17 protein-coding genes and 1 pseudogene are annotated in these 24,793 nt (G+C 59.4%); 9 read left to right on the top strand and 9 right to left on the bottom strand.

Going from position 1 to position 24,793, the window contains the following annotated elements; genetic code table 11:
* Positions 1–14 precede the first annotated feature (14 nt).
* Positions 15–2,231, top strand: coding sequence for a DUF3604 domain-containing protein (locus PMI29_RS28700; RefSeq protein ID WP_007993336.1), 2,217 nt, complete (start codon positions 15–17; stop codon positions 2,229–2,231).
* A gap of 122 nt (positions 2,232–2,353) precedes the next feature.
* On the opposite strand, the gene PMI29_RS28705 is transcribed toward PMI29_RS28700, so the two are convergent.
* Entirely contained in the window at positions 2,354–3,289 is a 936-nt protein-coding gene (locus PMI29_RS28705; protein ID WP_081501612.1) for a LysR substrate-binding domain-containing protein, read from the bottom strand.
* Positions 3,290–3,379: 90 nt separating this feature from the next.
* Between PMI29_RS28705 and PMI29_RS28710 the strand changes: the two genes are divergently transcribed.
* Positions 3,380–4,324, top strand: coding sequence for a DMT family transporter (locus PMI29_RS28710; RefSeq protein WP_007993334.1), 945 nt, complete (start codon positions 3,380–3,382; stop codon positions 4,322–4,324).
* Between the two features lie 177 nt (positions 4,325–4,501).
* Here PMI29_RS28710 and PMI29_RS30675 read toward each other — a convergent pair whose 3' ends face one another.
* Positions 4,502–4,810, bottom strand: coding sequence for a DUF1652 domain-containing protein (locus PMI29_RS30675; RefSeq protein ID WP_081501611.1), 309 nt, complete (start codon positions 4,808–4,810; stop codon positions 4,502–4,504).
* Positions 4,811–4,905: 95 nt separating this feature from the next.
* Positions 4,906–5,409, bottom strand: coding sequence for a hypothetical protein (locus PMI29_RS28715; protein ID WP_007993333.1), 504 nt, complete (start codon positions 5,407–5,409; stop codon positions 4,906–4,908).
* A 290-nt stretch (positions 5,410–5,699) separates the two neighbouring features.
* Here PMI29_RS28715 and PMI29_RS32375 point away from each other — a divergent pair.
* A pseudogene (locus PMI29_RS32375) lies at positions 5,700–5,870 on the top strand (amidohydrolase); the annotation flags it as partial.
* A gap of 20 nt (positions 5,871–5,890) precedes the next feature.
* On the opposite strand, the gene PMI29_RS28720 reads toward PMI29_RS32375, so the two are convergent.
* From PMI29_RS28720 to PMI29_RS28730, 3 genes are all read right to left on the bottom strand, one after another.
* Positions 5,891–7,243: an SLC13 family permease gene (locus PMI29_RS28720; protein WP_007993332.1), complete on the bottom strand. Its 1,353-nt coding sequence runs from the start codon at positions 7,241–7,243 to the stop codon at positions 5,891–5,893.
* Positions 7,244–7,414: 171 nt separating this feature from the next.
* Positions 7,415–8,209: a methylmalonyl-CoA decarboxylase gene (scpB, locus tag PMI29_RS28725; protein ID WP_007993331.1), complete on the bottom strand. Its 795-nt coding sequence runs from the start codon at positions 8,207–8,209 to the stop codon at positions 7,415–7,417.
* A complete protein-coding gene (locus PMI29_RS28730) occupies positions 8,206–9,435 on the bottom strand; it encodes a CaiB/BaiF CoA transferase family protein (protein ID WP_007993330.1) in 1,230 nt (409 codons plus the stop codon). Before PMI29_RS28730 ends, scpB begins: the two co-directional genes overlap by 4 nt.
* Positions 9,436–9,616: 181 nt before the next feature.
* Here PMI29_RS28730 and PMI29_RS28735 point away from each other — a divergent pair, with 181 nt between their 5' ends.
* Together PMI29_RS28735 and PMI29_RS28740 are read left to right on the top strand one after the other, a co-directional pair.
* Complete coding sequence (locus tag PMI29_RS28735; protein ID WP_007993329.1) at positions 9,617–10,561, top strand: LysR substrate-binding domain-containing protein; 945 nt, start codon at positions 9,617–9,619, stop codon at positions 10,559–10,561.
* Positions 10,562–10,754: 193 nt separating this feature from the next.
* Positions 10,755–11,252, top strand: coding sequence for a helix-turn-helix domain-containing protein (locus PMI29_RS28740; protein WP_007993328.1), 498 nt, complete (start codon positions 10,755–10,757; stop codon positions 11,250–11,252).
* Between the two features lie 57 nt (positions 11,253–11,309).
* Here PMI29_RS28740 and PMI29_RS28745 read toward each other — a convergent pair whose 3' ends face one another.
* Positions 11,310–16,364, bottom strand: a complete 5,055-nt coding sequence (locus PMI29_RS28745) for a trifunctional serine/threonine-protein kinase/ATP-binding protein/sensor histidine kinase (protein WP_033051881.1) — start codon at positions 16,362–16,364, stop codon at positions 11,310–11,312.
* Positions 16,365–16,717: 353 nt separating this feature from the next.
* Between PMI29_RS28745 and PMI29_RS28750 the strand changes: the two genes are divergently transcribed.
* Together PMI29_RS28750 and PMI29_RS28755 are read left to right on the top strand one after the other, a co-directional pair.
* The gene (locus PMI29_RS28750) at positions 16,718–17,710 is read left to right on the top strand and encodes a response regulator (RefSeq protein WP_007993326.1); all 993 of its coding nucleotides are present in this window, start codon (positions 16,718–16,720) and stop codon (positions 17,708–17,710) included.
* 44 nt (positions 17,711–17,754) lie between these two features.
* Complete coding sequence (locus PMI29_RS28755; RefSeq protein WP_033051878.1) at positions 17,755–18,120, top strand: response regulator transcription factor; 366 nt, start codon at positions 17,755–17,757, stop codon at positions 18,118–18,120.
* A 135-nt stretch (positions 18,121–18,255) separates the two neighbouring features.
* Here the strand turns inward: PMI29_RS28755 and PMI29_RS28760 are convergent, their stop codons facing one another.
* Together PMI29_RS28760 and PMI29_RS28765 are read right to left on the bottom strand one after the other, a co-directional pair.
* Positions 18,256–21,405 (bottom strand): efflux RND transporter permease subunit, encoded by a 3,150-nt coding sequence (locus PMI29_RS28760; protein ID WP_007993321.1) that lies wholly within the window; start codon positions 21,403–21,405, stop codon positions 18,256–18,258.
* Positions 21,402–22,511, bottom strand: coding sequence for an efflux RND transporter periplasmic adaptor subunit (locus tag PMI29_RS28765; RefSeq protein WP_007993320.1), 1,110 nt, complete (start codon positions 22,509–22,511; stop codon positions 21,402–21,404). The genes PMI29_RS28760 and PMI29_RS28765 overlap by 4 nt, the downstream gene beginning before the upstream one ends.
* Before the next feature lie 218 nt (positions 22,512–22,729).
* Here PMI29_RS28765 and PMI29_RS28770 point away from each other — a divergent pair, with 218 nt between their 5' ends.
* Both PMI29_RS28770 and PMI29_RS28775 read left to right on the top strand, forming a co-directional pair.
* Positions 22,730–24,190, top strand: coding sequence for an efflux transporter outer membrane subunit (locus PMI29_RS28770; RefSeq protein ID WP_007993318.1), 1,461 nt, complete (start codon positions 22,730–22,732; stop codon positions 24,188–24,190).
* Between the two features lie 44 nt (positions 24,191–24,234).
* Positions 24,235–24,793 (top strand): SDR family NAD(P)-dependent oxidoreductase (locus PMI29_RS28775; RefSeq protein ID WP_007993316.1); only part of this gene is annotated, 559 nt, incomplete at its 3' end.

The raw sequence follows: 24,793 nt of genomic DNA, 5'->3' as shown, positions 1-24,793 counted from the left end.
CGGAGACGTGGAATATGAAAACCCTTACACACTTCACCACGCCGTCACTGCTCGGTTGCGCCGTGCTGACTGTCAGCACATTGGCATTGGCGGAGGGCAACCCGGATCGCGAGGTTTACTTTGGCCAGACTCACTCGCACAGCTCCTGGTCGATTGATGCCTATCTGATCGGCAACCATCAGGTCGATCCCGAGCAAGCCTACCAGTACTCGCTTGGCATGCCGGTCAAGCATCCGATGGGCTTTGAAGTGCAGCTCAAAGGCCGACCGCTGGATTTCCATGGCGTGACCGATCATTCGGAATACGTGGGCGTGATCGCGCTGGCCAACGATCCGAAGTCAGACTTCAGTAAACTGCCCATCGCGCAAAAACTGATAGCCAAGACTCCGGAGGATTTCAACCGGGTGTTCAAATGGATCGCCGGCAGCTTGAACAATCCCATCAAGGAGCTGATTGATCCGAAGGTTGCCGGCAACATCTGGCAGCAGAACATCGCCATCGCCGACAAGTATTACAAGCCCGGCAAGTTCACCACCTTCGTCGCCTATGAGTGGACCTCTGCACCCAATAATCAAAACATGCACCGCAACGTGTTTTTCCGCGACTCGAAGAAGGTGCCGGACCTGCCCTTCACGGCGCTCGACTCGAGCAAACCCGAGGACTTGTGGGGCTGGATGGACGATCAACGCAAAAAGGGCAACGAGGTGCTGGCGATCTCCCACAATGCCAACCTCAGCAACGGCCTGATGTTTCCGGTGGATGTCGATGACCGTGGCCGCCCCATCGATGCGGCGTGGGCCGAAACGCGGATGCGCAATGAATCGCTCACCGAAATTCACCAGGTCAAGGGCACCTCCGAAACTCACCCGGAACTGTCGCCGACCGACGAATTCGCCAATTACGAAATCATGAGTTTCCTGATCGGCATCGACAACAGCACGTCGAAACTCAATGGCAGCTACATCAGGCAAGCCTGGCAAAACGGCATGGCCTTGCAGGAAGCCCGTGGATACAACCCGTACAAAATGGGCGTGGTCGGCGCCAGCGACTCGCACAACGGGGTGATTCCCTATTCGCAGAGCAACAACTTCGGCTCCCACGGTTTCACCGACAGCACCCCGGCGGCGCGTCTTTCCGGCAAACAGAACTCGGGCATGATGGCCCTGCAAACCAGCACCTCCGGTCTCGCCGGCGTCTGGGCTGAAGAAAACAACCGTGAATCGATCTTCGATGCCATGAAGCGTAAAGAGGTCTACGGCACCAGCGGCGTGCGCATCCCCGTGCGCATCTTTGGTGGCTGGGGTTTCGACAACAGTCTGTGGAACGACAAAGACTGGGTGCATGCCGCCTACGCCAAGGGCGTTCCCATGGGCGGCGACTTGCCGGCAAAATCGGGCAAACAGGCACCGTCCTTCGTGGTGTGGGCGGTCAAGGATGCCGACGATGGCAACCTCGACCGAATCCAGATCATCAAGGGCTGGACCAGAAACGGCCAGACCTTCGAGAAGATCTACGACGTCGCCTGGTCCGGTGATCGCCAACCGGACCCGGTCACCGGCAAGGTCCCGCCGGTGGGCTCGACGGTCGATGTTTCCAAGGCGACCTACACCAACACCATCGGTGCCACCGAGCTGAAAAAAGTCTGGGTCGATCCGGACTTCGATCCGGCCCAGCACGCGTTCTACTACGCCCGTGTGCTACAGATTCCGACACCGCGCTGGAGCACCTATGACGCGGCCAAGTTGCAAGTACCGCCACCGGCCGACGTCTCCCCCACCGTCCAGGAGCGCGCGTGGACCTCACCGATCTGGTACACGCCGACAGCCGAGGACAGCAAGTCTGTCGCTGGCGGCAAAACCATCGATCAACTGAAAACCGAAGGCGCCAAAGCGCTCACCAATGAGCAGTTGCAAGCCTTCGTGGTGGGCAAAACCATCAAGGTGCGCAATACCGTCACCGGCCAGACATTCGAAATCGTCTATGGCACCGACGGCCAACGCTTGGTCGCCAGCGTCGATGGCAAACCGCCTGCGCAAGGGGAATACCTGAACATGCTGCATGGCGGTCAGTTCGGCGTGCCGGCCAAGTATGAAATCAAGGACGGGCATCTGCTGACAACACTCGGCGGCACACCCTTCGAGGCCACGGTATTCGAGCAGAACGGCAAGTACGTGGCGGCTCGCAGCAACGAATTCGGCTATGTGAATTATGAGGTTGAGCAGGTCAAGTAGCGTCGAGGCCAGTACCGGTGCTTTGCATCCATCGATGGACCGCTATATCGGGTCGGTTTCATCCGGTCGTGGAAGGCAGAAATCGGCCAATAGTTGCCTGCCTTGAATGTCTGCTTTGGTCATCAGTCGCCCATCGATCCCAAGAGCCACTGCCGAAATATCTCGGCACAGGCAGAACGCTTGCGATGCTTTACCGACACAAGGAACTCACCATTGCCCGTTACGCATTCAAAAGGCGTAACCCGCTGCAATTCTCCCTTGGCCAGCGCCTCATCCGCCATGAACGTCCAGGCCAGGCCGATGCCCATGCCTTGTTGAACGGCCCGATACGCCAAGGTCAGCTGGTTGAAGACCGGGGCTTTATCCCGCGCGACGAAGTCGATACCAAAGTGGCTGAACCATTGATGCCAGTCCAGACACTGCCAGGCGCAGGTGTCGATCTGCACCAGATTGGCTTGCGCCAATTGTTCCAGTGTCTCAATCCCCGAGACATCCAGTGAAGGATGAGCCACGGCATAGACGATTTCCGGCAGCAGGAAATCGCTGTCCAGCGAGGGCCATTGGCCAGAACCATAGAGAACGCCCACGTCGAAATCATTGAGGCTGGCTTCATCGAACTCATTCATCGCGTGAACATGCACGGCGATATCGGGGTACGCCTTGTTGAATTCGATCAGTTTCGGGAACAGCCAGAATTGGGCCAGGGCATGGGTCGCCAGCACCGAGACGGCGTTGGACTGATGAACATTGCGAATTCGCGTGACGCTTTGGTACATCGTGGTGAGGAGTACGTTAACCGTCATCAGCAGTTCATCCCCTGCGCTGGTTAACTTGACCCCTCGTGGTTTGCGCTCGAAGAGCGGAACGCCCATGGAGTCCTCAAGCTGGCGCATCTGTTTGCTCACGGCGCTCTGGGTCAGAAACAGTTCGCCAGCGGCGCCCGTGAAGCTGGCGTGTCGTCCCACGGCCTCAAACGTGATCAGGGTCTCCAATGGGGGCAAGGTACGCAGATAACGGTTAATGACGGTTCTCCGGGACTGGCGATTGCTAGAAGACATTCCCATGCGGAATGGGTGGCCAACTTTATATCGCAGGTGGCGCTTATCTGCCATGGCTAGAATGCGGCTAAATAGCCTGCCAGAGCCGAGATGATGAACAGTGGGGTTGTATTTGCGATATTGGCGGGTGCCATCTGGGGTGGAGTGATTATCGGCCCTTCGTTGCTGCCGGAATTCAATGCCGTGCTGATCAGCAGTGTACGGTTTGCCCTGTACGGGATGATCTCGCTCCTCGTGGCCTTGCCCATCGCGTCCCGCCTGCTGTCGCGTTTGACGCGCAGCGATGCCTGGATGCTGCTGCGTCTGTCACTGACCGGAAATGTCCTGAACTACGCGCTCCTGGGCGCTTCCGTACAGCTGAGCGGTGTGACCGCGGCCGCCCTTATCAACGGCATGATGCCGGTTGCCATCACCTTTCTGGGGCGTAGCGATGCAGGCTCCCTGCCCCTGACCAGGCTCAAGCTCCCTCTGTTGCTGGTATTCCTGGGCATCGTATCGGTCAGTCTGGAACATACGGGCACGCGGGCGGCGGGTACCTCGCTGTCTTCCCAGTTGCTCGGCCTGGCCTGCGGGTTCAGTGCTGTGGTCTGCTGGTCGTGGTACGCCACCCACAACGCCCGCTATCTCAAGCAAAGCCATTTCAACAGCAGCGAATGGTCGACGCTGACAGGCATCGTGACGGGTATCGTGGCGATCGTGTTCGGCATCGCGGCCTTGATGCTGTTCCCGAACCTGGTGCCCTCTCAGGTTGAAAGCAGCCGCTGGACGACTTTCCTGTGGGTTTGCCTGTTCCTGGCGTTCTGTGGTTCATGGGTTGCCAATGGTCTTTGGAATGCTTGCTCGCGTCGAATGCCCGCGTCGTTGAGTGGCCAGATGATCGTGTTCGAAACGCTGTTTGCCTGCGTGTACGGTTTTCTGTTCAGCCAGCGAGTGCCTGGCTTGATGGAAGTGATCTCGATCATGTTGCTGGTGGGCGGGGTCGTATGGGCGGCGAAGCGTCATCGGATGATGCCGGTGAAACAGGCTGAACCGTAGCCGCTGTTGGCCGATTACTACCGGTGCTGACCGGCAGCAATGGCCCAGCACCGGACTTTCTGTTTCCGCTCCTGTCACACCTTCGTCACACTCACTGTGCACAATGCGATCAGCCAAATGGATTTGGCCCATCTACAGAAAGCCCGGCCTGATGCCGGGCTTTTTCGTTTTCCAGCCCTACCAGCGCTTCTCATGGATGGCCTTGATATCCCCTCGTGATTCGTCAAAGAGCATGTTGATCGTCTGGCCGCCATTGAGCGGGGCAATCGAAATGCCTGTCACCAGTAGATCCATTCGTCCAGATACTGAATCGAACACCTGAACCTGCAGATACCTGACCGGATCCACCCGACATGTACGGGAAAGCGGAAAAAATGCTCCACAGCCGCAAAATCGAGCCGACGTTTCGTCACCTGATCCAGGTTCTGCTCTTGGTTTGAGAGGCCGATCGGCCTCTTTTTTTCCTGCAGCAAGAGGTCGGGTCATGCGCCAAGGTATTCAGGAAGTGACCATGGGTGAGGTATTGCGCCAGGAACGGATGGTGTGAGTTGTTGCTGCTCAGTTTGCTGGAGCGGCATGCTTCACCGGTCAAATTCCCGAATCAGTAACTGCCCCGTCCGCGGATCGAACTGACGCACAAAGTGAACGTGCCTGGAACCGAAGGGCTGATTGCTGAACCCGGGCCCTCTTATCACCTCGATGCTGTTCACCCGGTGGATCGGTATGAAGTGCCGGTTGTCCATTGGCACGAAGTGCTGGTTGAGTACTGGCACGAAATGCCGGTTGTCCATTGGCACGAAATGCCGGGTTTGCAATGGCACGAAGTGCTGGTTGTGTACTAGCACGAAATGCCGGCTGCGCATTGGCACAAAGTGCTGGTTGTGCATTGGCACGAAATGCCGGTTTCCCGTATGAAACGAGCCCCTGTGGAAATTGTGGAATTGCCCGCATTGCTGTGGCTGCCCACTGACCAGAACGGCCGGATGAGGATTTTGACCGAGGCCGCCACTGCTGATTGCCTCCAGCGAGAGGTTGCTTGCCAGAAGCCCCGCGACCAAGAGCAGGAGTTGCTTGAAGATACGCATAGCGCCACCTCCGACGGTCCCCCCCACACTGAATTATAGTCGGCCATGGACCCCGGCCTGGCCTTGGCGCTGAAGTAGACATCTAGCCAAACGGCGGGTGAGCAGAAAGTAATAACCTTAAAAACCACCTTGATATTCATCGTGTTACAGAGCGAATGTCCTTATTTTTGGTTATTCACGCAATCCCGGGAAACTGTAGGAGCCAGCCTGCTGGCGATGAACTCAAGTGCGCCGTGTTTATCCAGTTCACCCGCGTCATCGTTAACGAGCATCTCCAGCAAGCTGGCTCCTTGTATGTTGGGGCAACGCCTGCAGACCAGAACATGCAGAAGGTCCCGAACAATCACAGCCCCTACTTCACCGCGGACGATGCGCCCCTGGCTACAGGGTTGAAGGCGCATGTCCGGTTTGTGCTGAATTATCCAGGGCGGGGGGCGGAAAAATTGAGTCCGTCAGGTTGACCAGGGCCTGACCCGATAGCTCAGAGCACCCCGGGCACCACCAGGGTCAACCAGGCAATACAGGGTCCCACCAGGGCAACCACCGCGCTGTAGATCAGCAGGCTGCGCAACACTTTTTCTCGCTCCTGCGGGGGAGTATTGGCAACCACCAGCGCACCATTGGTGGAGAACGGGCTGGTGTCGACGATAGTGGTGGAAATGGCGATAGCCGCGACCACACCGACCGCACTGATGTGGCCCTGGCTCAAGAATGGCACGGCCAGGGGAATGATCACCCCTAGCAACGCCGTGGACGAAGCGAAGGACGAGATAATTGCGGCAGTGAAGCACAGCAGCAAAGCGACCAGCAGCGGTTCACCCAAGCCGGAGATGCCATGGGCGACATAGTCGATGGTACCGATGGTCTGCATCACTCCGATGTAAGTGATGATCCCGGTGATCAGCAGAACAGTCGACCAGCTGACCTTGTCAATGGCCGCCTTCTGCGCCTTGGGCGCGAACATGGCCAGGACCACCGCGACCGTCATGGCCACCAACCCGATATTGAACTTGAACACTAATGCCGAGATCGCCAGGGCCAACAGCCCGGCCAGCGTCGACAGCTTGGCCCCGTCCAGGCCGCTGAGGGCCTGTAGCGGCGCACCGGCACCCGTCAGGTCAGTACGATGATAAGCAGGGGACGCCGGCGTACCGCCGTGGCCAAGAATCGCCAGCGATGCACCAGCAACATGCAACTCGGGACCGGGCAGGACCGCCGCCAATGACAGGCGAGCGCTACGTAAACCACCGAAGACTACGAATACCACCATGGCAATCCCCAGGTTGAACAACAGGCTGGCGATGAACAGAGTGAACGGTGCATAAGGCAGCCCGGAGGACGCAACGATCTGATTGGTTATGCCACCGAAAATACTCACAGGGGAGAAACTGCCGCCTTGAGCGCCGTGAATCACCATCAGTCCCATGAGCACCGGGTTGATTCGGTACTGCACGGCGAAGTTGAGAGCAATAGGCGCGAGGATCGCTGCCACCGCAGGGCTCAGCGCACCGAAACCGGTGAGCAGCGCCGCCACCACGAACATCACCCAGGGTATCCAGGCGACATGGCCACGCACCATCAACACTGCCCGTTCGATCAGCCAGTCGATGGTGCCGTTGTTCTGGGCGATGCCGAACAAATAGGTGACACCGACCAAAGTCAGGAACAGGTCACTGGGAAAGCCGGCGAAGATGGTCGCCGATGTCATGTCCATTATCACCGAGCCGACGATAAAGGCCGCTGCGAACGCCAGCGCGCCCATGTTGATGGGCAACACGCTAGCGATGCCGAAAATGACCACCAGCACTAAAATTGACAGAATTTCATTATTCATTTCAATCTGACTCCCCGCATTCGGACGGTCCCGCAGGTACCGTCCTTGTTGTTATTTTTTCGGGATGTTTAGCAACCGACTCACGTCGGGCCTGGCGTGCGCCGAAACGAGGAAGCGTGCCTTGCCTGCGTAGCCGGTCGTACAAACACAGAAGCATTCAATTCTGTCGTGCTAATTGCCATTGAATGCTGCTGGCCGGCGCTCGGCAAAGGCTGCCAGTCCTTCGCCAAAGTCAGCACTTTCGCAGGCTTGTCGGCGCAGTTCGGCAATCTGCTCCATCGCCTGCACCGGAATCGGTTGCAGGTCTTCGAGGATACGCAGCTGTTCCTTGACCGCCGCAACGGCAAGCGGTGCTTTGCTGGCGATGCCGTGTGCCAGTTCAAGCGCGGTCGCTTCCAGCACATCAGTGTCGACCAGTCGATTGACCAGACCAAACCGTTCCGCCCGCTGCGCATCGAGCTTCTGTGCAGTGAAAAACATCTCCTTCAACACATGAATCGGCAAGTTGTTGAAGAAGCGCAGCAATCCACTGGTGGTGTACGGCAATCCAATGTTCACTGGAGTCATGGCAAAGCTTGCGCTGCGGTCCGCGACGACCATGTCGCAGCTCATTACCAGATCCACCGCGCCGCCCCACACCGAGCCGGACACCAGGGCAATCACCACACCGGGATAGGCGCGGATGCGGCGCAATACCTGTTCGAGCGGTTTGCCATAGGCAATCGGGTCGCGGTCGTGTTGCAGTTCGCGGATATCGTGGCCGGCACTCCACACGGATTGGCCGACTTCGCTGCCGAGGATCACCACCGGGATGCGTTGTGACGCCAGGGCGACGAGACTTTCGTCGAGCGCCGTCAGCAGCTGCGCGCTGAGTGCATTGCGCTGTGTGGGGTTGCTGAAGACCAGCCGTGCGATGCGTTCATCGACCCGGTTGACGGTCACGGTTGTGGAAGAGGCTGGATTCATTGTGTGGCTCCTGTCGATTGCGCGCCGGTCATGTCATCGGAGTTCTGGAACACTATTTTCGCGGCGAGCAATGCGTTGATTGATGCAGTGTCGAAACCGGCTTCGCGCAATACTTCGACCGTGTGTTCGCCAAGCAGTGGCGGTGGGCGGCTGACAACGCTGTCAGTGTCGCAGAACACCGGGGTCACTACCTGACGCAGTGCACCAAGTGTCGGATGCGTGAGTGTCTCGGTCAGTTGGCTGTGCAGCACCTGCGGGTCGTCGAAGACCTCATCGAGTGTGTTGATCGGGCCGGCGGGTAATCCTGCGTCGACGAACAGCGAGGTCCACTCGCGTTTGCTGCGGGTTTTCAAACGACTTTCCAGAATCTCTCTCAATTCATCACGACGTTCGACCCTCGCTTCATTGGTGGCGAAGCGCGGATCGTCCGGCAGCTCGGGCAAATCGAGCAGTGCGCACAAACGCCCCCACATGGGCGAGGTGATCGGCGCCAGATTGAGCGGGCCATCCTTTGTCTGGAATACGCCGTAAGGTGCAATCACCGAATGGGCGTTGCCGGTGCGGCGCGGCACATCCCCCAGGCTGAGGTAGCGTTGGCCGTGCACACTCAGCAACCCGACCAGACTGGCCAGCAGCGACGTGCTGACATGTTGGCCGCGTCCGGTGCGTTCGCGCTCGAGCAGCGCGGCCAGCACCGCTGTCACCAACCACATGCCCGAAGTCAAATCGCCGATGGCGGTGCCGGTGCGTGTCGGGTCGCCATCGACGAAACCGGTCAGGCTCATCAGCCCCGAGTAGCCTTGGGCGATCTGGTCGAAGCCCGGCCAACTGCTCATCGGCCCGTCGGCGCCAAAGGCGTTAATGCTGCCCATTACCAGTCGCGGATTGCGGGCGCTGAGCACCTCATAACCGAGGCCCATGCTTTCCAGCGTGCCAGGCTTGAAGTTCTCGATGACGACGTCGGCGTCATCGATCAGTTGCTGGATGGTGGTCAGCCCTTCGGGATTGCGCAAGTCAATGCACATGCCGCGCTTGTTGCGGTTACACGATAAATAGTAGGTGCTCACGCCCCGATCGAAGGGGCCCCAGGTGCGGCTCATATCGCCAGTCGGGCCGGGCTCGATCTTGATCACATCGGCACCGAGGTCTGCCAGCACCATGGTGCAGAACGGCCCCGACAGTGCGCGACTCAGGTCGACGATTTTCACGCCTTGCAAAGCTTGCATAGGACTCTCCATTGAAGGGTTGAATACGGGCCATTGCGCCAAGGCCTTTGAAGCGCTACTCGCCTTTGACGACCGTTAGCGCTTCGTGTTGTGAGACGAGTCTAGGCGCCGTATCTCATATCCTTCAAATATGATATTCCTCTACACTCATCAGAAAATCCTATGGCTTGGGAGGGTACGCATGGACCTGCGCCAGTTGCGGTATTTCATCAAGGTGGTCGAGTGCGGGAACATCACCCGCGCCAGTGAAACGCTGCATATCGCGCAGCCAGCCATCAGCCAGCAGATGCGCAACCTGGAACAGGACATGGGCATGCAACTGCTCGAGCGCAGCGTGCATGGCGTTGTTCCCACGGCGGCCGGGCAAACGCTTTATCGGCATGCCATCGAACTGCTGCGCCAGGCCGACGGCACCCACGAACTGCTGCGCCAGGACGCCGAATTCCCGCAAGGCAAAGTCTCGGTCGGCATGCCGTCGAGTACGGCGCGTATGCTGGCAATTCCGCTCGCGCGCAGGATTCGCAGCCGTTATCCGGGCATCAAGCTGGAATTGATCGATTCTCCGAGCGCCGAACTCGGACGCATGATCACGGTAGGGCGAGTGGCACTGGCGGTGAATGTCGATGTGGTCGAAACCCGGGGCATGGCTTTCCGGCGGCTGTTAACCGAAACGCTGTACCTGGTGGCGTGGCCGGAATTTTCATTATCGGATGAACCGGTGTCGATTGAGGCATTGGCGAAGATGCCGCTGGTGCTGCCCTGTGCTCCGAATACCATTCGCAGTCGGGTCGAATTTGCACTGCAGGAGGCCGGCCTGAAATGCGAGGTTGAATTCGAGGCCAATTCCACCGACCTGTTGTTCTCAGCCGTCAAGGCGCAGCTCGGTGTCACGATCCTGCCGTGGGCCGCAGCCCATGTTGAGCTTGTGCAACACAGGCTCAAGCTGGCCAGGATCGATCATCGACTGTTCAAGCGGGATCTTTCGCTGTGCTGGCATGACACGGTTGTAGAGAGCAATGCCGTGCAGAAGGTCAAGTCGACCATTTTCGAGCTGTTCGAGGAATTCGAGCGGCAGCCGGGTTGGGCAGATGAACAGGTCAAAGGAAAGCACCTCCAAGACTACTGACGGGCTGCCTGGGTCGGTTGAAGCCACAGCCAATAGCCGTCATTCGGCATTCGCTTCCAACAATTGATAGCTAGCTGAACGGCATGGAAGGACACACTGCAATGGACACTGGATTTCAGAACTCTTAAGGTTTGCTTAAGGACTTTAAATGTCGCCGGCGGACAGACTTTCCTGAACGATCAGGAGAGCCGCCATGAACCCGCAATCGGTGATTTCAAACCATCCATGCACCCTTGTACGGCCGTTGGGTGCCCTGTCCGGCTGGCAGGAGCGCCGCGCCAAGGAGCTGATGCTGCGTGACTTGGGCAGCTGTGTTCGCATCAGCGAGATTGCCGAACACTGCAACCTGTCCCGTAGCCATTTTTCCCGGGCGTTCAAAAAGGTTACCGGCCACTCGCCGCAAGGCTGGCTAGTGATGATGAAAATCGAAAAAGCCAAAAGCCTGCTAATCACCTCGATGCCGATCACCGATGTCGTCTATGAATGCGGTTTCGCGGACCACTCGCATTTCACCCGCACCTTCAGCCGCCTGGAGGGGATGACTCCCAGGGCATGGCGACGGGCCTTTGATCATGCAACGAGCCACCCTCGCCAGCCACCAGTGATTGATCGGGACATACCCAACTGGAGAACTCACGATAGCCTGGTCGACAGCGTGGGACAGTCGCGCGCGCAAGAGCTGCACGCGTGAACTGATCGAGATCGACAAAACGAACTCCTCCCCTTTGGCCGCTCATGCGGCCTTTTTTTATCCGGCGCTGGCCGGTGCCAGTGGCAGGTTGAAGCAAATCCGGGCGCCCTGTTCGCTGTCCTGGACCACCAGCGTCCCGCCGTGCGCGCCGATCACCGACCTGCAGATGGCCAGGCCCATTCCCATGCCGCTGTCTTTGGTGGTGTAAAACGCATCGAAGATCTGCTCGCGCTGGTGCGCGTCAATTCCGGGGCCGTTGTCCTGGAAGCAGACCTGGACATGAGCGTCCTTCACCGCTGAGCCGATGATGATGCGTCCATTGGGCAACCCTGCTCCGGCGATGGCCTCCAGCGCATTGGTGATCAGGTTGAACACCACCTGCTGGATCTGCACCGCGTCGACCGACACCGGGCATTGCGCTTCGAGCAGGGTCTCCAGGCGCACATTGCGGTTCGCCAGGTCGGTGGCGGTCAGGCGCACGACCTCTGCGATCAAGTGATCGATTTGCACCGGCAACCGTTGCAACGGCGCCTGTTTGGCGAGTGCGCGAAGCGCCTGGACTATGTCCGCGGCGCGGGCGCTATCCGAGCGAATGTCTTCCAGCCCCTGAATCGCCTCTTCCAGATCGGGCTGATCACGCTTGAGCCAGCGCAGACTGGCCGAGGCATTGGACACGATGCCCAGCAACGGCTGGCTGATTTCATGGGCAATCGAAGCAGAAAGCTCGCCCATGACCTTGAGGTGCGAGCTACGCGCCAGTTCCGCGCGGGAACTGCGCAAGTCCGCTTCCATCTGCGCGCGTAGCTGGTTGTCCTCGACCAGCTGTTCATACAGCTTGGCGGTTTGCAGTGACACCGCGGCCTGAGAGGCGAGAATTTCCAACATGGTCAGGCGCTGGGCGCTGAACAGCTTGGGGACCAGGCTATTTTCCAGATAGACCAGGCCGATCAACGTGCCTTGTTTGAGCAACGGCAGGCATAACACCGACCGCATCTGGCGCTGTTGCAGATCGGCGCTGTAGGCCTCGGGACAATCGGCCCGGGCATCGTCGAGCACCAGGGTCGTGCGCGTGCGCATCGTGGCGTTGAGCACCGAGGCCGGCGCCATCTGTTCGAGCGGTTGCCCGGCGTCCAGAGCGACCCGTACATTGCCGGCTTCGACCGAAGCCGTCGCCGCCAGCTGCAGTTCGGCGCCGCTGACGATCATCAGCACGCCATTGTCGGCACCGGCCTGAATCATCAAGTGATTCATCAGGGTTTCGACCAGTCGCTCGAGCAGAACCTCTTGCGACAGTGCACGCGCCGCTTCGATCCCCACTTCAAGATCGAGACGGACCTGGGTCACAGGCCGGACCGGCTCGAACGACGGCTCCGCACTCAGAAACGGGTGCAACGTTTCCAATTGACGTGCCTTGCTGTCGGCGCCCCACAGGTTGTAGCAATCGCGCGCGACACGCAGGTGGTGGCTGGCACCCGACACCAGCCCGTTGGGTAGGCAGATATCGGCCAGCTGTTCATGGGCCAGCGCCTGCTCATGGATGAAGCCGGCCGCCGCCGCAGCGATCTGCGACTGATCGAAACAACGGATAGCTACCAGTTCCTGACCGCGCAAACGGGCGATGACCCCCTCGATCAGCAGCAGCTTGTTGCGGAAGGTTGTCGGGTTGAGTTCGACCCACGGCAGGAACCGCAGGCGTTGCCGCTCGAGTTTTTCCAGTTTTTCCGCGACCTCGCCCGGCGCTTGCGCACCGCCCAGCGCCAGGCTGTAGAACAGGTAGTAATCTGCGAGATTGATATGCGCCGGAATGGACCAGGCCAGCACAGCGGCTTCTTCGAAACGTCGCAATGCGTAAGGGATATCGCCGAAATAAAACGCCGACATACCTGAATACAGCCACGACCAGAACAGCGTCGGCTGCGACACACGGGTACGGTCGATGGGGCCGAAACGGTCATGTTCGATGCCATCCAGTTCGGCCAACGGCCGATGCAGGCGCCCGTCGCGCAGATCGGTGGCGAATTCCTGTTGCGCCAGCAGGATGCGCTCGATATCGATGTAATGAAATTGCCGCACCCACCTCAACCCATGCTCCAGTTCGTTCAACACCCCTTGCAAGGGTTCGCCCATGAACAGCAGGTCGGAACCGATGTGGTTGCAGGCGTAACAGGACATGCCCAGGTCGCCGCCGGCCTGGCCGCACTCGAATGCGGCGAACGCCTTCTGTCGAGCGTACGCCATCGGTCGGGTCCACGGGCTGACCTGATCGAGCGCCACCAGCGTGCCTGTGCGCCCTGCTTCGTAGCCGTGCTTGTCGGTCAGTTCAAGAGCCACTTCGGCGAAGGCCTGCCCGTCCACATACTCGCCATAGCGTTCGGCAATCATCACGCCAAACCAGGCAAAACCGTAACCGCTGCTTGGCGTAGTGCCATGTAGCAGCGTGAGTTCGACCATTTTCGCCAAATGCAGAAAACGAATGTCGTCGTCAACGAAGAATGAAGAAATCAACGTACTGAGCAACTCCATGGCCGCTTCGACAGGCGGGTCATCGGCCTTGGGCAAATGCACCAGATCGGCGATGCGGCGTGCGCCGACAAGCTCACGAACCTGGGTAAATGCCAGGGTCAAATCGTTCTGTGAGGGCCTGCGCTGAAGGAGAATATCCAGCAGGGCCAGACCGTTCAACGCCTCGGTGATCGCCCCCTCGTAATCGGAGTGCAGCGTGCGCAAGGTGGCTAGTAACCGATAGGATTTCGCGCGGTCAAGCGCTGTGGTGGCATGGGTCAGGCAGTCGTCGAGGCGGCGTTGGGCACCGGTCAGATCGGCCAGGAGCATGTCGCACTCGGCCGCCAACCATTGGGTGGCGAACGCCTGGGTGTAGAGGCTCGACCAACCCGTCTGGCCGAGCAGACTTTCGGCCGTGCGAAGATAGCCCACGGCCTGCTCGACAGCGGCGGTATCCCGGGCGCGTTCGGCGGCTTCGACCAACAGTTCGACGAACGCGGCGCGGCGATGCGCCTCCAGTTCATCGGCGTCAATGCGCTGGACCTGACTGGCGACTTCGAACACGCGCTCATGGATCTGCTCGCCCCAATGATCAAGCATGGCGCCCGCGATACGCGCATGCTCAGCAGCGCGTCCCACTGGCGCCGCAAGCTGACAGGCCGCCTCTAGTACACGGTCATGGGGAAACACCAGCTGCTCGCGCTCACGCAGCAGAAAACCTGAATCGACCAGGCTTTGCACATCATCGGTGATCTGTTGCAGCTCACACGGCAACAGCCGGTACAGCAGTGATTCATCACAGCGCCCGCCGACATAGCCGGCCGTGCGCAGCACTTCGCGCTCCATCGGTGACAGGCGTTCGAGTCGCAGTACCATCAAGTCCGCGACGTTGTCGGCGTAGCGATAACCGTCCACCTCCTGTTGATTCCAGACCCAGCGGCGACCCTGCACGTCGAAGCGCACCAGACGTTCATCGATCAATGCGCGCAACACTTGGCTGACGAACAGAGGATTGCCGGCCGTCTTGTAATGCACGACTTGCGCGAGCGTCTCAATCTCCCTGGGGTCAGTGTCCAGCTCAGCGGCGATCAGCTCCGCGACCGCGGCCACCGACAATGGCCCCAGCATGACGCTTGCACAGGGCAACGATTGCTCGCGGCCCAGCACCTCCAGCACTCCCCCCTCGCGCTCGAGGGCCTGCGACTCCGCCTCGCGATACGCCAGGATCAGCACCAGATGCCGGGGCCGCCGGGCGACGAAGGCCTGCAAAAACGACAGCGTCGAATCGTCCGCCCATTGCACGTCATCCACGAACAGCACCAGGGGGCGTCCCGGCTGAGCGAAGACTTCCAATACATCGAGCAGGGTCCGGTTGGCGCGATCGAGCGCATATCGGGCCGGCATGTTCGGCAGCTCAGGTGTGCCCCCGATGACCAGCTCGGCCTCGGGCGCCAGTTCCACCAGAAGCCTGCCCCGTCCCTTAAGCCGTTCGACCAGTTGCTCGCCCAGCGTCTGCAGCTCCAGAGCCGGCTTGCCCAGCAACTGGGTCATCAGCGACTTGAAGATTTCTGCCAAGGGAGCAAATGGAATTTCCTGCTGCAACAGATTGCTCTTACCGCTGGCCCAGTAGCCGGGCGCCATGGGCCGGACACCCTGATGGATCAGCGTCGACTTGCCGGCACCCGGCGCGCCACCGACCAGCAGAACCCGGGCAATGTCATCGTTGCCTACCTGACGCATCAGCTCGACCAACTGCGTACGTTCGGCCTCTCGACCGAACAGCACATCGCTGCGGGCCAAGGAAGGCAACGCATCGAAAGCGCCCAGGCGGAACGCGTCGATACGCTCATGTTCCAGCCACTGCTGTTGGCACCAGGCCAGATCCGCGGCCATTGATTCGGCACTCTGGTAGCGGGCACCCGGTTCTTTCGCCAGGCCTTTGAGCAGAACCCGGCAGATGCCTTCCGGTAGATCGGTGACATGAATCGCCGGTGATTCCGGCTGGACAGCGGCGTGCACGTGCAGCCATTGGGACGGGTCACGGGCGGTGAGCGGCAGTCGGCCGGTCAGCGCTTGATAAAGAATCGCGGTCAGCGCGTAGACATCGCTGCGCGCGTCAAAATTGGCGGCATCGCGACGCACTTGCTCGGGGGCCAGATAAGGCCATTGCTCCAGGCCGGGCAGTTCAACGGCAGGCGTCTCCCCGGCATGGCTGTGAAAACTCAGGAGTCTGACCGAGTCAGCGGCGTCCACCACCAAGTGGTGGGGTAACAGACTGGCATGTCGCACGCCCATCTTCTGGGCGCTCGCGAGCGCGTTGGCCGCACTTACCGCGATGACCAGCACGCGCGCCAGTGGCATCCCTGTGTCACCAATCAAATCAGTCAGCGGCGCCCCATGCGTGGGATAGATCAACAAAGGCCCCTCGGCCGAGCGGATGAACGCGACAGGGGCAATCGCCCAGGCCGGATCCAGGCGCAGGTGAAAATCGCGCTCCAGCCGCTGGCATACGGCAGGCCGCTGAATCGGCGCCCGGGCGGCGAGCCAACGTGTTCCCGATTGCCGATCCTGGAGCGTGAACCAGGTCAGGTCGTTTTCCCGGCGCAGTATTGCGAAGGTGCAACGCTCAAGCCAGGCTTCATCGTGTGAGACATCAGGACTGTGGGAACCGGATGCTGAGAGAGAGCTGCTGGGCATGAACAATCACCGCTGAAGATTCATTTCGGGCTGAGCCGGTGAGTATACGCAAGGCTCTGGCCCGATAGCTGCGCTCGAGCAATCCTGTCCGTTATCGGCACTAGGATGGCAGTTCAGAGCCCCCACGACCTGTGGTTTTTGCGCATTGAAATCGCAGCGTGTTATCCCTCGGGATAATTGCATTATGCGAGGCCGTCCCCTAGCTTGTAGCCCTGATGAAACGACGTTCCGGCGTCACTCCCCGTCAACGCAGTGCAGAGGAACGTATGATCCGACTCGGCCAAGCCACTATTTCCCTGGAACGGCGTGAAGCCTTTCTTGATGGACGGCCGCTGCGTGTCGGAGGCCGGGCGTTCGAAATCCTCTCGGTGCTGATGCAGGCCGATGGCCGAATCGTCAGCAAAGATGAATTGATCACACAGGTCTGGCCTGACACCGTCGTCGAGGAAAACAATCTGCAGGTGCAGATTTCCTCGCTGCGCAAGTTGCTCGGAGAAAAAGAGCTCATCCAGACGGTCCCGCGCCGAGGTTACCGATTATTGAAAGAACGTGAACCGCCCCTGCCCCTGTTCCATCCTACGACCCCGGGCCCCTCGGCGTCCGAGGATCAGCAGCGGATCGATCCTGACAGAGTGCAGGTGTTCATCGTGGACGATGAAGCCCCCGTGCGCACGGCGCTCAGCCGACTGCTGCGGGCCGAAGGGATCGTGCACCGGATATTCGCCTCGGCCGAAGAATTGCTCAGCGCTGACCTCGACATCGGCCCCGCTTGCTTGTTGCTGGACGTCAGCTTGCCCGAGGCGACAGGCCTGGAACTGCAATCCGCACTCGGGCGGCGCGGACTTCCGTGGCCGGTTATTTTCATGACCGGTTTTGGCACCATCCCGATGTCGGTGCAGGCCATGAAAGCGGGAGCGGTCGAGTTCCTGACCAAGCCTTTCAATGACGGCCAGTTGCTGGACATCCTGCGCACCACCCGTCAGCGTGCAGCGACGGCGTTCGAGCAATGGCAACGCACTCAGAGTGCCCGTCAAAGGGCTACCCTATTGACCCCCCGTGAACACGAAGTGCTCCCGCTGATCGTCGCGGGTCTGTCCAACAAGCACATCGCCAACCGGTTGGGCACCAGTGAAGTCACCGCCAAGGTCCACCGCAAACACATCATGGAGAAGATGCAGACGCGCTCGCTGGTCAGTCTGGTCAGCCTGTATGGCTTGCTCAGCGCCGAGCCGGCGTTTGGCACTCAGGGCTCTTCATGACTATCGACACTGGCTGCACCGCCCCCGGATCATCCGGCAGCGTCATGATCATCGTCTGCATCGTGGACGACGATGCGTCCGTGCGCAAAAGCCTGGCCAACCTGCTTCGGTCGGCCGGATACCGCGCCCGGGTATTCGCCTCGGGCGAGGAGTTCCTGGCCCTCGAAAACTTCAATGACATCGCCTGCCTGTTGTTGGATTTGAAAATGAACGGCCTGTCAGGGATAGACGTCATGCGCGCGCTGACGCTCAAGGACAGAAAATTCCCGGTGATTTGCATGTCGGCACACTGGGATGAAGTGACACTGGCCGAATCCGGCCGTTATAAACCCATCGAATGCCTGCGTAAGCCCTTCAGCGGCGATGCTTTGCTGAGCGCTATCGAATTTGCACTTCAAAGTGAGTGTTGAAGGTTTTCCTGATAGCCGATATGGCATCTGACTAAGGCAGACGGAGTAATCATGTCCCAGGCTGGCAATTGACCTTCGAGATTACTCATTGAACCCTCTTCATTTTTCAGTCGACGTCCACGCTATGGCCTATGGCTAAAGCTTTGTGGTGAGGTGAACGGCAAGAGGACGGGGTGGTGTCCTATCCACCAGGCTTGCTTGCTTATCCGCTGTTTCAGTTTGCCCCGTATTGTCAGGACGGATCTTGAACCAGATGGCGTACATCGCCGGCAGGAACACCAGCGTCATGATGGTGCCGACTAACGTGCCTCCGATCAGCGTGTAGGCCAGCGTCCCCCAGAAGACGGAATGGGTCAGCGGAATGAACGCCAGGATTGCCGCGAGTGCTGTCAGCAGTACCGGGCGGGCACGCTGTACCGTGGCTTCGACCACTGCGTGAAACGGGTCCAAGCCTTCTTGGGCGTTGTGATGGATCTGCCCGATCAGAATCAGCGTGTTGCGCATCAAGATGCCCGACAGCGCGATCAGCCCGACCAGGGCGTTGATTCCAAACGGCTGCTGGAAGATCAGCAGCGTTGGCACCACACCAATCAATCCCAGCGGCGAGGTGAAAAACACCATGATCATTGCCGAGATCGAACGTACCTGGACAATGATGATCAACAGCGTCAGGGCAATCATGATGGGAACCAGCGGCACTATCGCCTGGCCGGCCTTGCCCGATTCCTCGATCGCACCCGCCTGCTCGATCCGGTACCCGCCAGGCAGCGTGTCGATAATCGGCTGCAGTTGCTTGACGATCACACCCGATACATCGGGCGGCTGAAGGCCTTCGGCAATATCGCCGCGCACGGTGATAGTCGGCGTGCGGTCACGGCGCCTAAGGATCGGATCCTCCATACGCACATCCACCTCTCCGACCTGGGACAGAGGGATACGCTGACCCGCCGCTCCCACCAATGTGAAGCCTTCAATCCGGGCGGGATCGAGCCGGATATTCCCCGCGGCACGACCAACCACCTGCACTGAACGAATGTCTTCACGAACCGCCGTGATCGGCACTCCGGCCAGCAGGAATTGCAACTGCTGGGCGACTGCACTGGATGTCAGTCCAACCGCCTGCAAGCGATCCTGATCCAAGTTGAAATGCAGCGTCGGCGTCAGAGGGCCCCAGTCGCTGTTGACCGTCCTCATCATCGGGCTGGCTTGCATGACATCTTGTACACGACCCGCAATCTCGCGAAGCTTCGTCGGGTCAGGCCCCATCACCCGGTAGGCCACCGGGAATGGCGAATACGGACCAAACACAATTTGAGATGCCCTGACTCGGGCCTCTGGGGCGAGGCCTGCAGCGACCGCTTCGCGAAGACGGAGCTTGAGGGTTTCACGTGCCTCCTGACTGTCCGTCAGCACCACGATCTTGGCGAACGATGGATCGGGCAATTCTGGCGCCATCGCCAGGAAGAAACGCGGCGCGCCCTGCCCAATATAGGCCGTGACGATTTTTGCCTCTTCCTGCTTTTTCAGCCAGGCCTCGACCTTTGCAGCAGTGGCACTGGTCTGCGCGATGGAGGTTCCGTAGGGCATTTGCACCTCGACCATCACCTCGGGACGGTCCGAGGTCGGGAAGAACTGCTTCTTCACCAGGCTCATGCCCAGAACTGCCACGAAAAACAGCGTGATAACCGTGCCAGCCACCAGCCATTTGCGGGCGATGACGCGTGTCAGAACCCGGCGGAAGCGGTTGTAACGGGGGGTGTTGTAGATAGCCGCATGCCCACCCTCGACCTTCTTGATGTCTGGCAACAACTTCACTCCCAGGTAAGGGGTGAAAGCCACCGCGACGACCCAGGAAGCGATCAAAGCAATGCCGACGATCCAGAACATGTTGCTGGTGTACTCGCCGGCAGTGGACTGGGCGAAACCGTTGGGCATGAAGCCAATCGCCGTTACCAGTGTACCGGAGAGCATTGGCGCGGCCGTATGACTCCAGGCATACGCGGAAGCTTTGATTCGGTCGTAGCCCTCTTCCATTTTCACCACCATCATTTCGATAGCAATGATCGCGTCGTCCACCAGCAGTCCCAGCGCCAGAATCAACGAGCCGAGTGTAATACGGTCAAAGTTTTTTCCGGTGGCCGCCATCACCACAAACACTATCGCCAGCGTCAACGGTACCGCCGCTGCGACCACGAGGCCTACCCGCCAGCCCATGCTGAGAAAGCAAACAAGCATCACCACAAGCAGCGCGACAAAAAATTTGACCATGAACTCGCCAACGGCCGAGTCAATGTTCACGGCTTGATCAGTGACCTTGGTCAGCGTCATGCCCAGCGGCATGCCTTCATTTATCTTCGCCGTCTCGGCGTCCAGCGCCTTGCCCAGGTCCAGGCCATTCCAGCCTTCGCGCATTATGACCCCCAGCAACAAGGCCTCTTCGCCGTTATTGCGCACCAGGAAGGTGGCAGGGTCTTCGTAGCCTCGTTCAACCGTCGCCACGTCCGAGAGCTTCAACGTGCGCCCCTGAATCGCCAGGGGCGTGTCACGAATTTTCTCCAATTTATCGAAAGCGCCATCCACCCGCAGGAAAACCTGCGGCCCGTTGGTTTCGATGGAACCGGCGGGAGTGAGCACGTTCTGGCTGTTCAGCGCGGCGAAGATGTCCTGGGGAGAAACGCCCAAGGTGGCCAGTCGGTCATGGGAGAAGGACACAAAAATGCGCTCGGCTTGCTCACCGATGATGTTGACCTTCTTCACGCCCGGCACATGCAACAGTTGTTGGCGCAACGACTCAGCATCACGCACCAACAGTCGCTGCGGCTCGCCTTTGGCTTTGAGGGCAAAAAGCGCAAACGTCACGTCCGAATACTCGTCGTTGACCAATGGCCCGATTACACCCGCCGGTAGCTTGGTGGCTTCGTCGTCGAGCTTTTTGCGCGCCTGATAAAACTCTTCCTGCACCTGTGAGGGTGGCGTGCGGTCCAACAACGAAACCATCGTGAAAGCGAGACCGGGCCGCGTATAGGTTTCCGTGCGGTCGTACCATTTCAGTTCTTGCAGGCGTTTTTCAAGTGGCTCTGCTACCTGATCCTGCATCTCCTGCGCCGTGGCGCCCGGCCACGCGGTAATGACCGTCAACTGCTTGACCGTAAACGGAGGATCTTCCGCACGCCCCAGCTTGAAGAACGCCAGGGTGCCTGCAACGGCAATCAGGAAGATCAGAAACACCGTAATAGATCGCTCACGAACGGCGATCGCGGAAAGATTGAAGCGCCCCTCGCTCATGGACGCCCCCCGGCAACTTTTTCGTCATCCTGTTGAGGCAATCTCACCTCTTCACCTTCGCGCAACAGATGTGCGCCTAACGCTACGATCTGCTCGCCGACTTTGAGGTCGCCCGCGACTCGCACTGTGTCGTCGCTCAAACCCAGGACTTGTACAGGTCGCCAGGCCACCTTCGCCGGTGTACCGGCGATGACCCACACGCCAGTGCCTTGGCCTGGGTCATAAACGGCAGCGATCGGTACTTGCAGCCCCTGCCCCTGCGTGGTGCCTTCAGTGATCCGAAGCGTGACGGTCGAGCCTATCGGTGCATTGGCCAGCGCGCCCTCAAGCACATACCGCGCCTCGAAGGTGCGTGTCATACGGTCGGCCGAGTCAGACAGCAGCCTGAGCTTCGCTGTAACAGCATCCGTGGTATTGCCATAAAGCGTCGCCTGCGCAGTAGATCCTGCTGCGGGGCGCAACGTCTCGGGCAGGTGAACGATGGCTTCGCGCTGTCCTGCCCGCGCTAGTCGAACCACGGGCTGTCCCGGGCTGACAACTTGTCCGGGCTCGGCGAGCGTCTCCACCACCACGCCGTCGGAATCCGCAAGCAGCACCGCATAACCAGAAGCATTACGGGCAACGTCAGCCTGCGCTTCAGCGGCGCTAAGCTGCGCCTTTGCGGTATCCGCTGCGGCTTTAATCTGGTCGTAGGCCGATGCAGAAATAGCGCCTGCGGCAACCAGACTGCGGTATCGCGCCTCGTCATCTGCTGTCTGCTTGGCTCGGGCCCGAGCGGCTATGACCGACTCTTGCTGTGCTCGCGCCTGCAACCCTAGGTCGATTGGGTCGAGGCGCATGAGTGGCTGACCACGTTTAACGGTCTGACCGGTGTCGACCAAGCGCTCAAGTATCTTGCCTGACACCCGAAAGCCCAGGTCGCCCTGGACGCGGGCAACCACGACACCACTGAAAGAACGCGAGACGTCGGACGAAGCCTGAACAGCAGTGGACCTCACCAAAGGGGCATGCGTGCGTGGATCTTCAACGGTGGATGAGTCGCCACATGCCGTCAGGACGAGAGGCAACAAGCAAGCGGCAATGGGGAAAGGTCGAAGCCGGCGCATAGGTTCCCTTACTTAAACAAATAGGACAGGCGTCATATTCTCAGCCGAGTGACCACTAGTGTCAACGGTCACAAATTATAATCTTCTATGCCCCTCAACCTCAGCGGTTTTATCGCCGAATACACTGGCAATTTCGAACTTGGTTGAACGAGCGTCGATTGACAGGAAGTGACCGTAACGTAATATGGTCACAAACATGCTCAATTGAAGGAACCTCAATGCCTCCCCTCCGTCCCGTTGCTCTCTTGGTGAGTGCCAGCTTGATGACAGGTTGCGCGGTCGGTCCGGACTATCACCGTCCGGACGCCCCGCTTTCGGACCGTTACTTGGGTCAGCCTTCTGTCGAACAGAGGCCTGGGGAGATGCCTGCCAGTCTTGTCGCCTGGTGGGAAGGCTTCGGTGATCCACTGCTAGCCGACTTCGTCTCCAAGGCACTTGAGCAGAACCTGGACCTGGCGCAGGCGTCGGCGCGAGTAACGCAGGCACGGGCAGGACTAGGCGCCGCAAATGCCGCTTTATTACCCTCGGGAAACATCAGCGGCCAAGCCGCGCGTTCCTACCAGTCAATCGAGACCCCACTCGGCCAGGTGTTGAACTCAACGCCTGGCTATGATCGGTACGGAAGTTCCTACGAGGTCAACCTCGATGCTAGCTGGGAGGTGGACGTCTTTGGCGGACTGCGACGCGGACGCGAGGCTGCACTGGCCGAGTACCAGGCTTCCGAGGCGGGTGTCGCTGCCACACGACTGGCCATCGCCGCGCAGACCGCCGATATCTACATCACCATCCGCGGATTGCAGACCCGGTTGGACATTGCGAACCGACAAGTCAAAACGCAGCAGGAGCTACTAGAGAAAGTCCAATTGCTCTACAGCAAGGGCCTCGCCGCCAACTATCAGGTTCGTCAGACTGAGGGGGCACTATCGCAGGTCCAAGCGACAGTACCGGCCCTGCAGACCGGCCTGGATGCTGCCATGAATGCGCTGGATGTCATGCTCGGCACACCGCCAGGCACTCACCGAACGCAATTGGCAAATACGGGGAACATTCCTGTAGCGCCGCAGATAAAGGCCACGGGAACGCCGGCCGATCTGCTGCGCCGCAGGCCAGATCTCATTGTTGCTGAGCGCCATCTCGCAGCCTCAAACGCACGCATCGGGGAAGCGATTGCTGAGTACTACCCGAAATTCTCCCTGAGCGCATTGCTGGGCAGCGCCACGGCTGTATCCGCAGGCAACCTTTTTACCAGCGGTGCCAGCCAGTCGGCGGGTGTATTGGGGCTACGCTGGAGACTCTTCGACTTCGGTCGCATAAACGCCCAAATCGGCCAAGCCAAGGGACAGGAAGCCGAAACCCTGGCCGCTTACCGTCAGTCTGTGCTGCGCGCCACCGAGGATGTCGAGAACGCGTTCTCCTCACTGGTAAATCGGGAAGCTCAAGCAACCACCCTCACCGGGGGAGAGGCGTCTCTGACGCAAGCTCGCCAATCGTCGTTCATTGCCTATGAGAAAGGCACGGCCAGCCTGATCGATGTCCTGCACGCTGACGAAACGATGCTGCAGGCTTCCGATGCCCGGGCGCAAGCGCGAACGGAATCGGCACGAGCGGCGGTGGCGGCATTCAAGTCGCTAGGTGGTGGCTGGCAACCTCCTGAAGCCCAACCTGTTGCGACACGATGACCTAACCAGGCGAGCTCAATAGAAACCAACCGGAGTACAGCGAAATGAAGTCGAACGAGAATTCCTGGGTGCTCATCACCGGAGCATCAAGCGGATTTGGCGAGGAGTTTGCCCGGCAGTATGCCGCGCAGGGAAAATCGCTCGTTCTGGTAGCAAGAAGACTGAGTAAACTCGAAGCGCTATCAGCGCAGTTGCGCGAACGATTCGGCGTCGATGTGATCATCGAACAAGTAGACCTGTCCTCGATCCCGGCGATCATCGAACTGCATGAGCAACTCCGCGAACGCAATATAGTGATCGATGTGCTCATCAACAATGCGGGTCATGGATTGCAAGGGCCTTTCCTGGATCAACCTCTGGATGAGTCCCTGGCGATGATTGATCTGGATATCGCTAGCCTGACAGCCCTGACACGCCTTTTCGCCGCCGACATGCGAGCCCGCAAACGTGGGCACATCCTGATGGTCGCAAGCTTGCTGTCCTTCCTGGGCGTGAAGAATTTCGCCGTTTACTCTGCCGCGAAAGCCTATGTTCTCCGCTTCTCTGATGCGCTTCATCGTGAACTGAATCGCCCCGGATTCTCTAGACACCTTGCAAGCTCAT

Origin of the sequence: Pseudomonas sp. GM49 (genome assembly GCF_000282355.1) — a bacterium.
GTDB lineage: Bacteria > Pseudomonadota > Gammaproteobacteria > Pseudomonadales > Pseudomonadaceae > Aquipseudomonas.
Note: the sequence above shows the minus strand (reverse complement) of the source record. Positions and strands in the feature narration are given on the sequence as shown.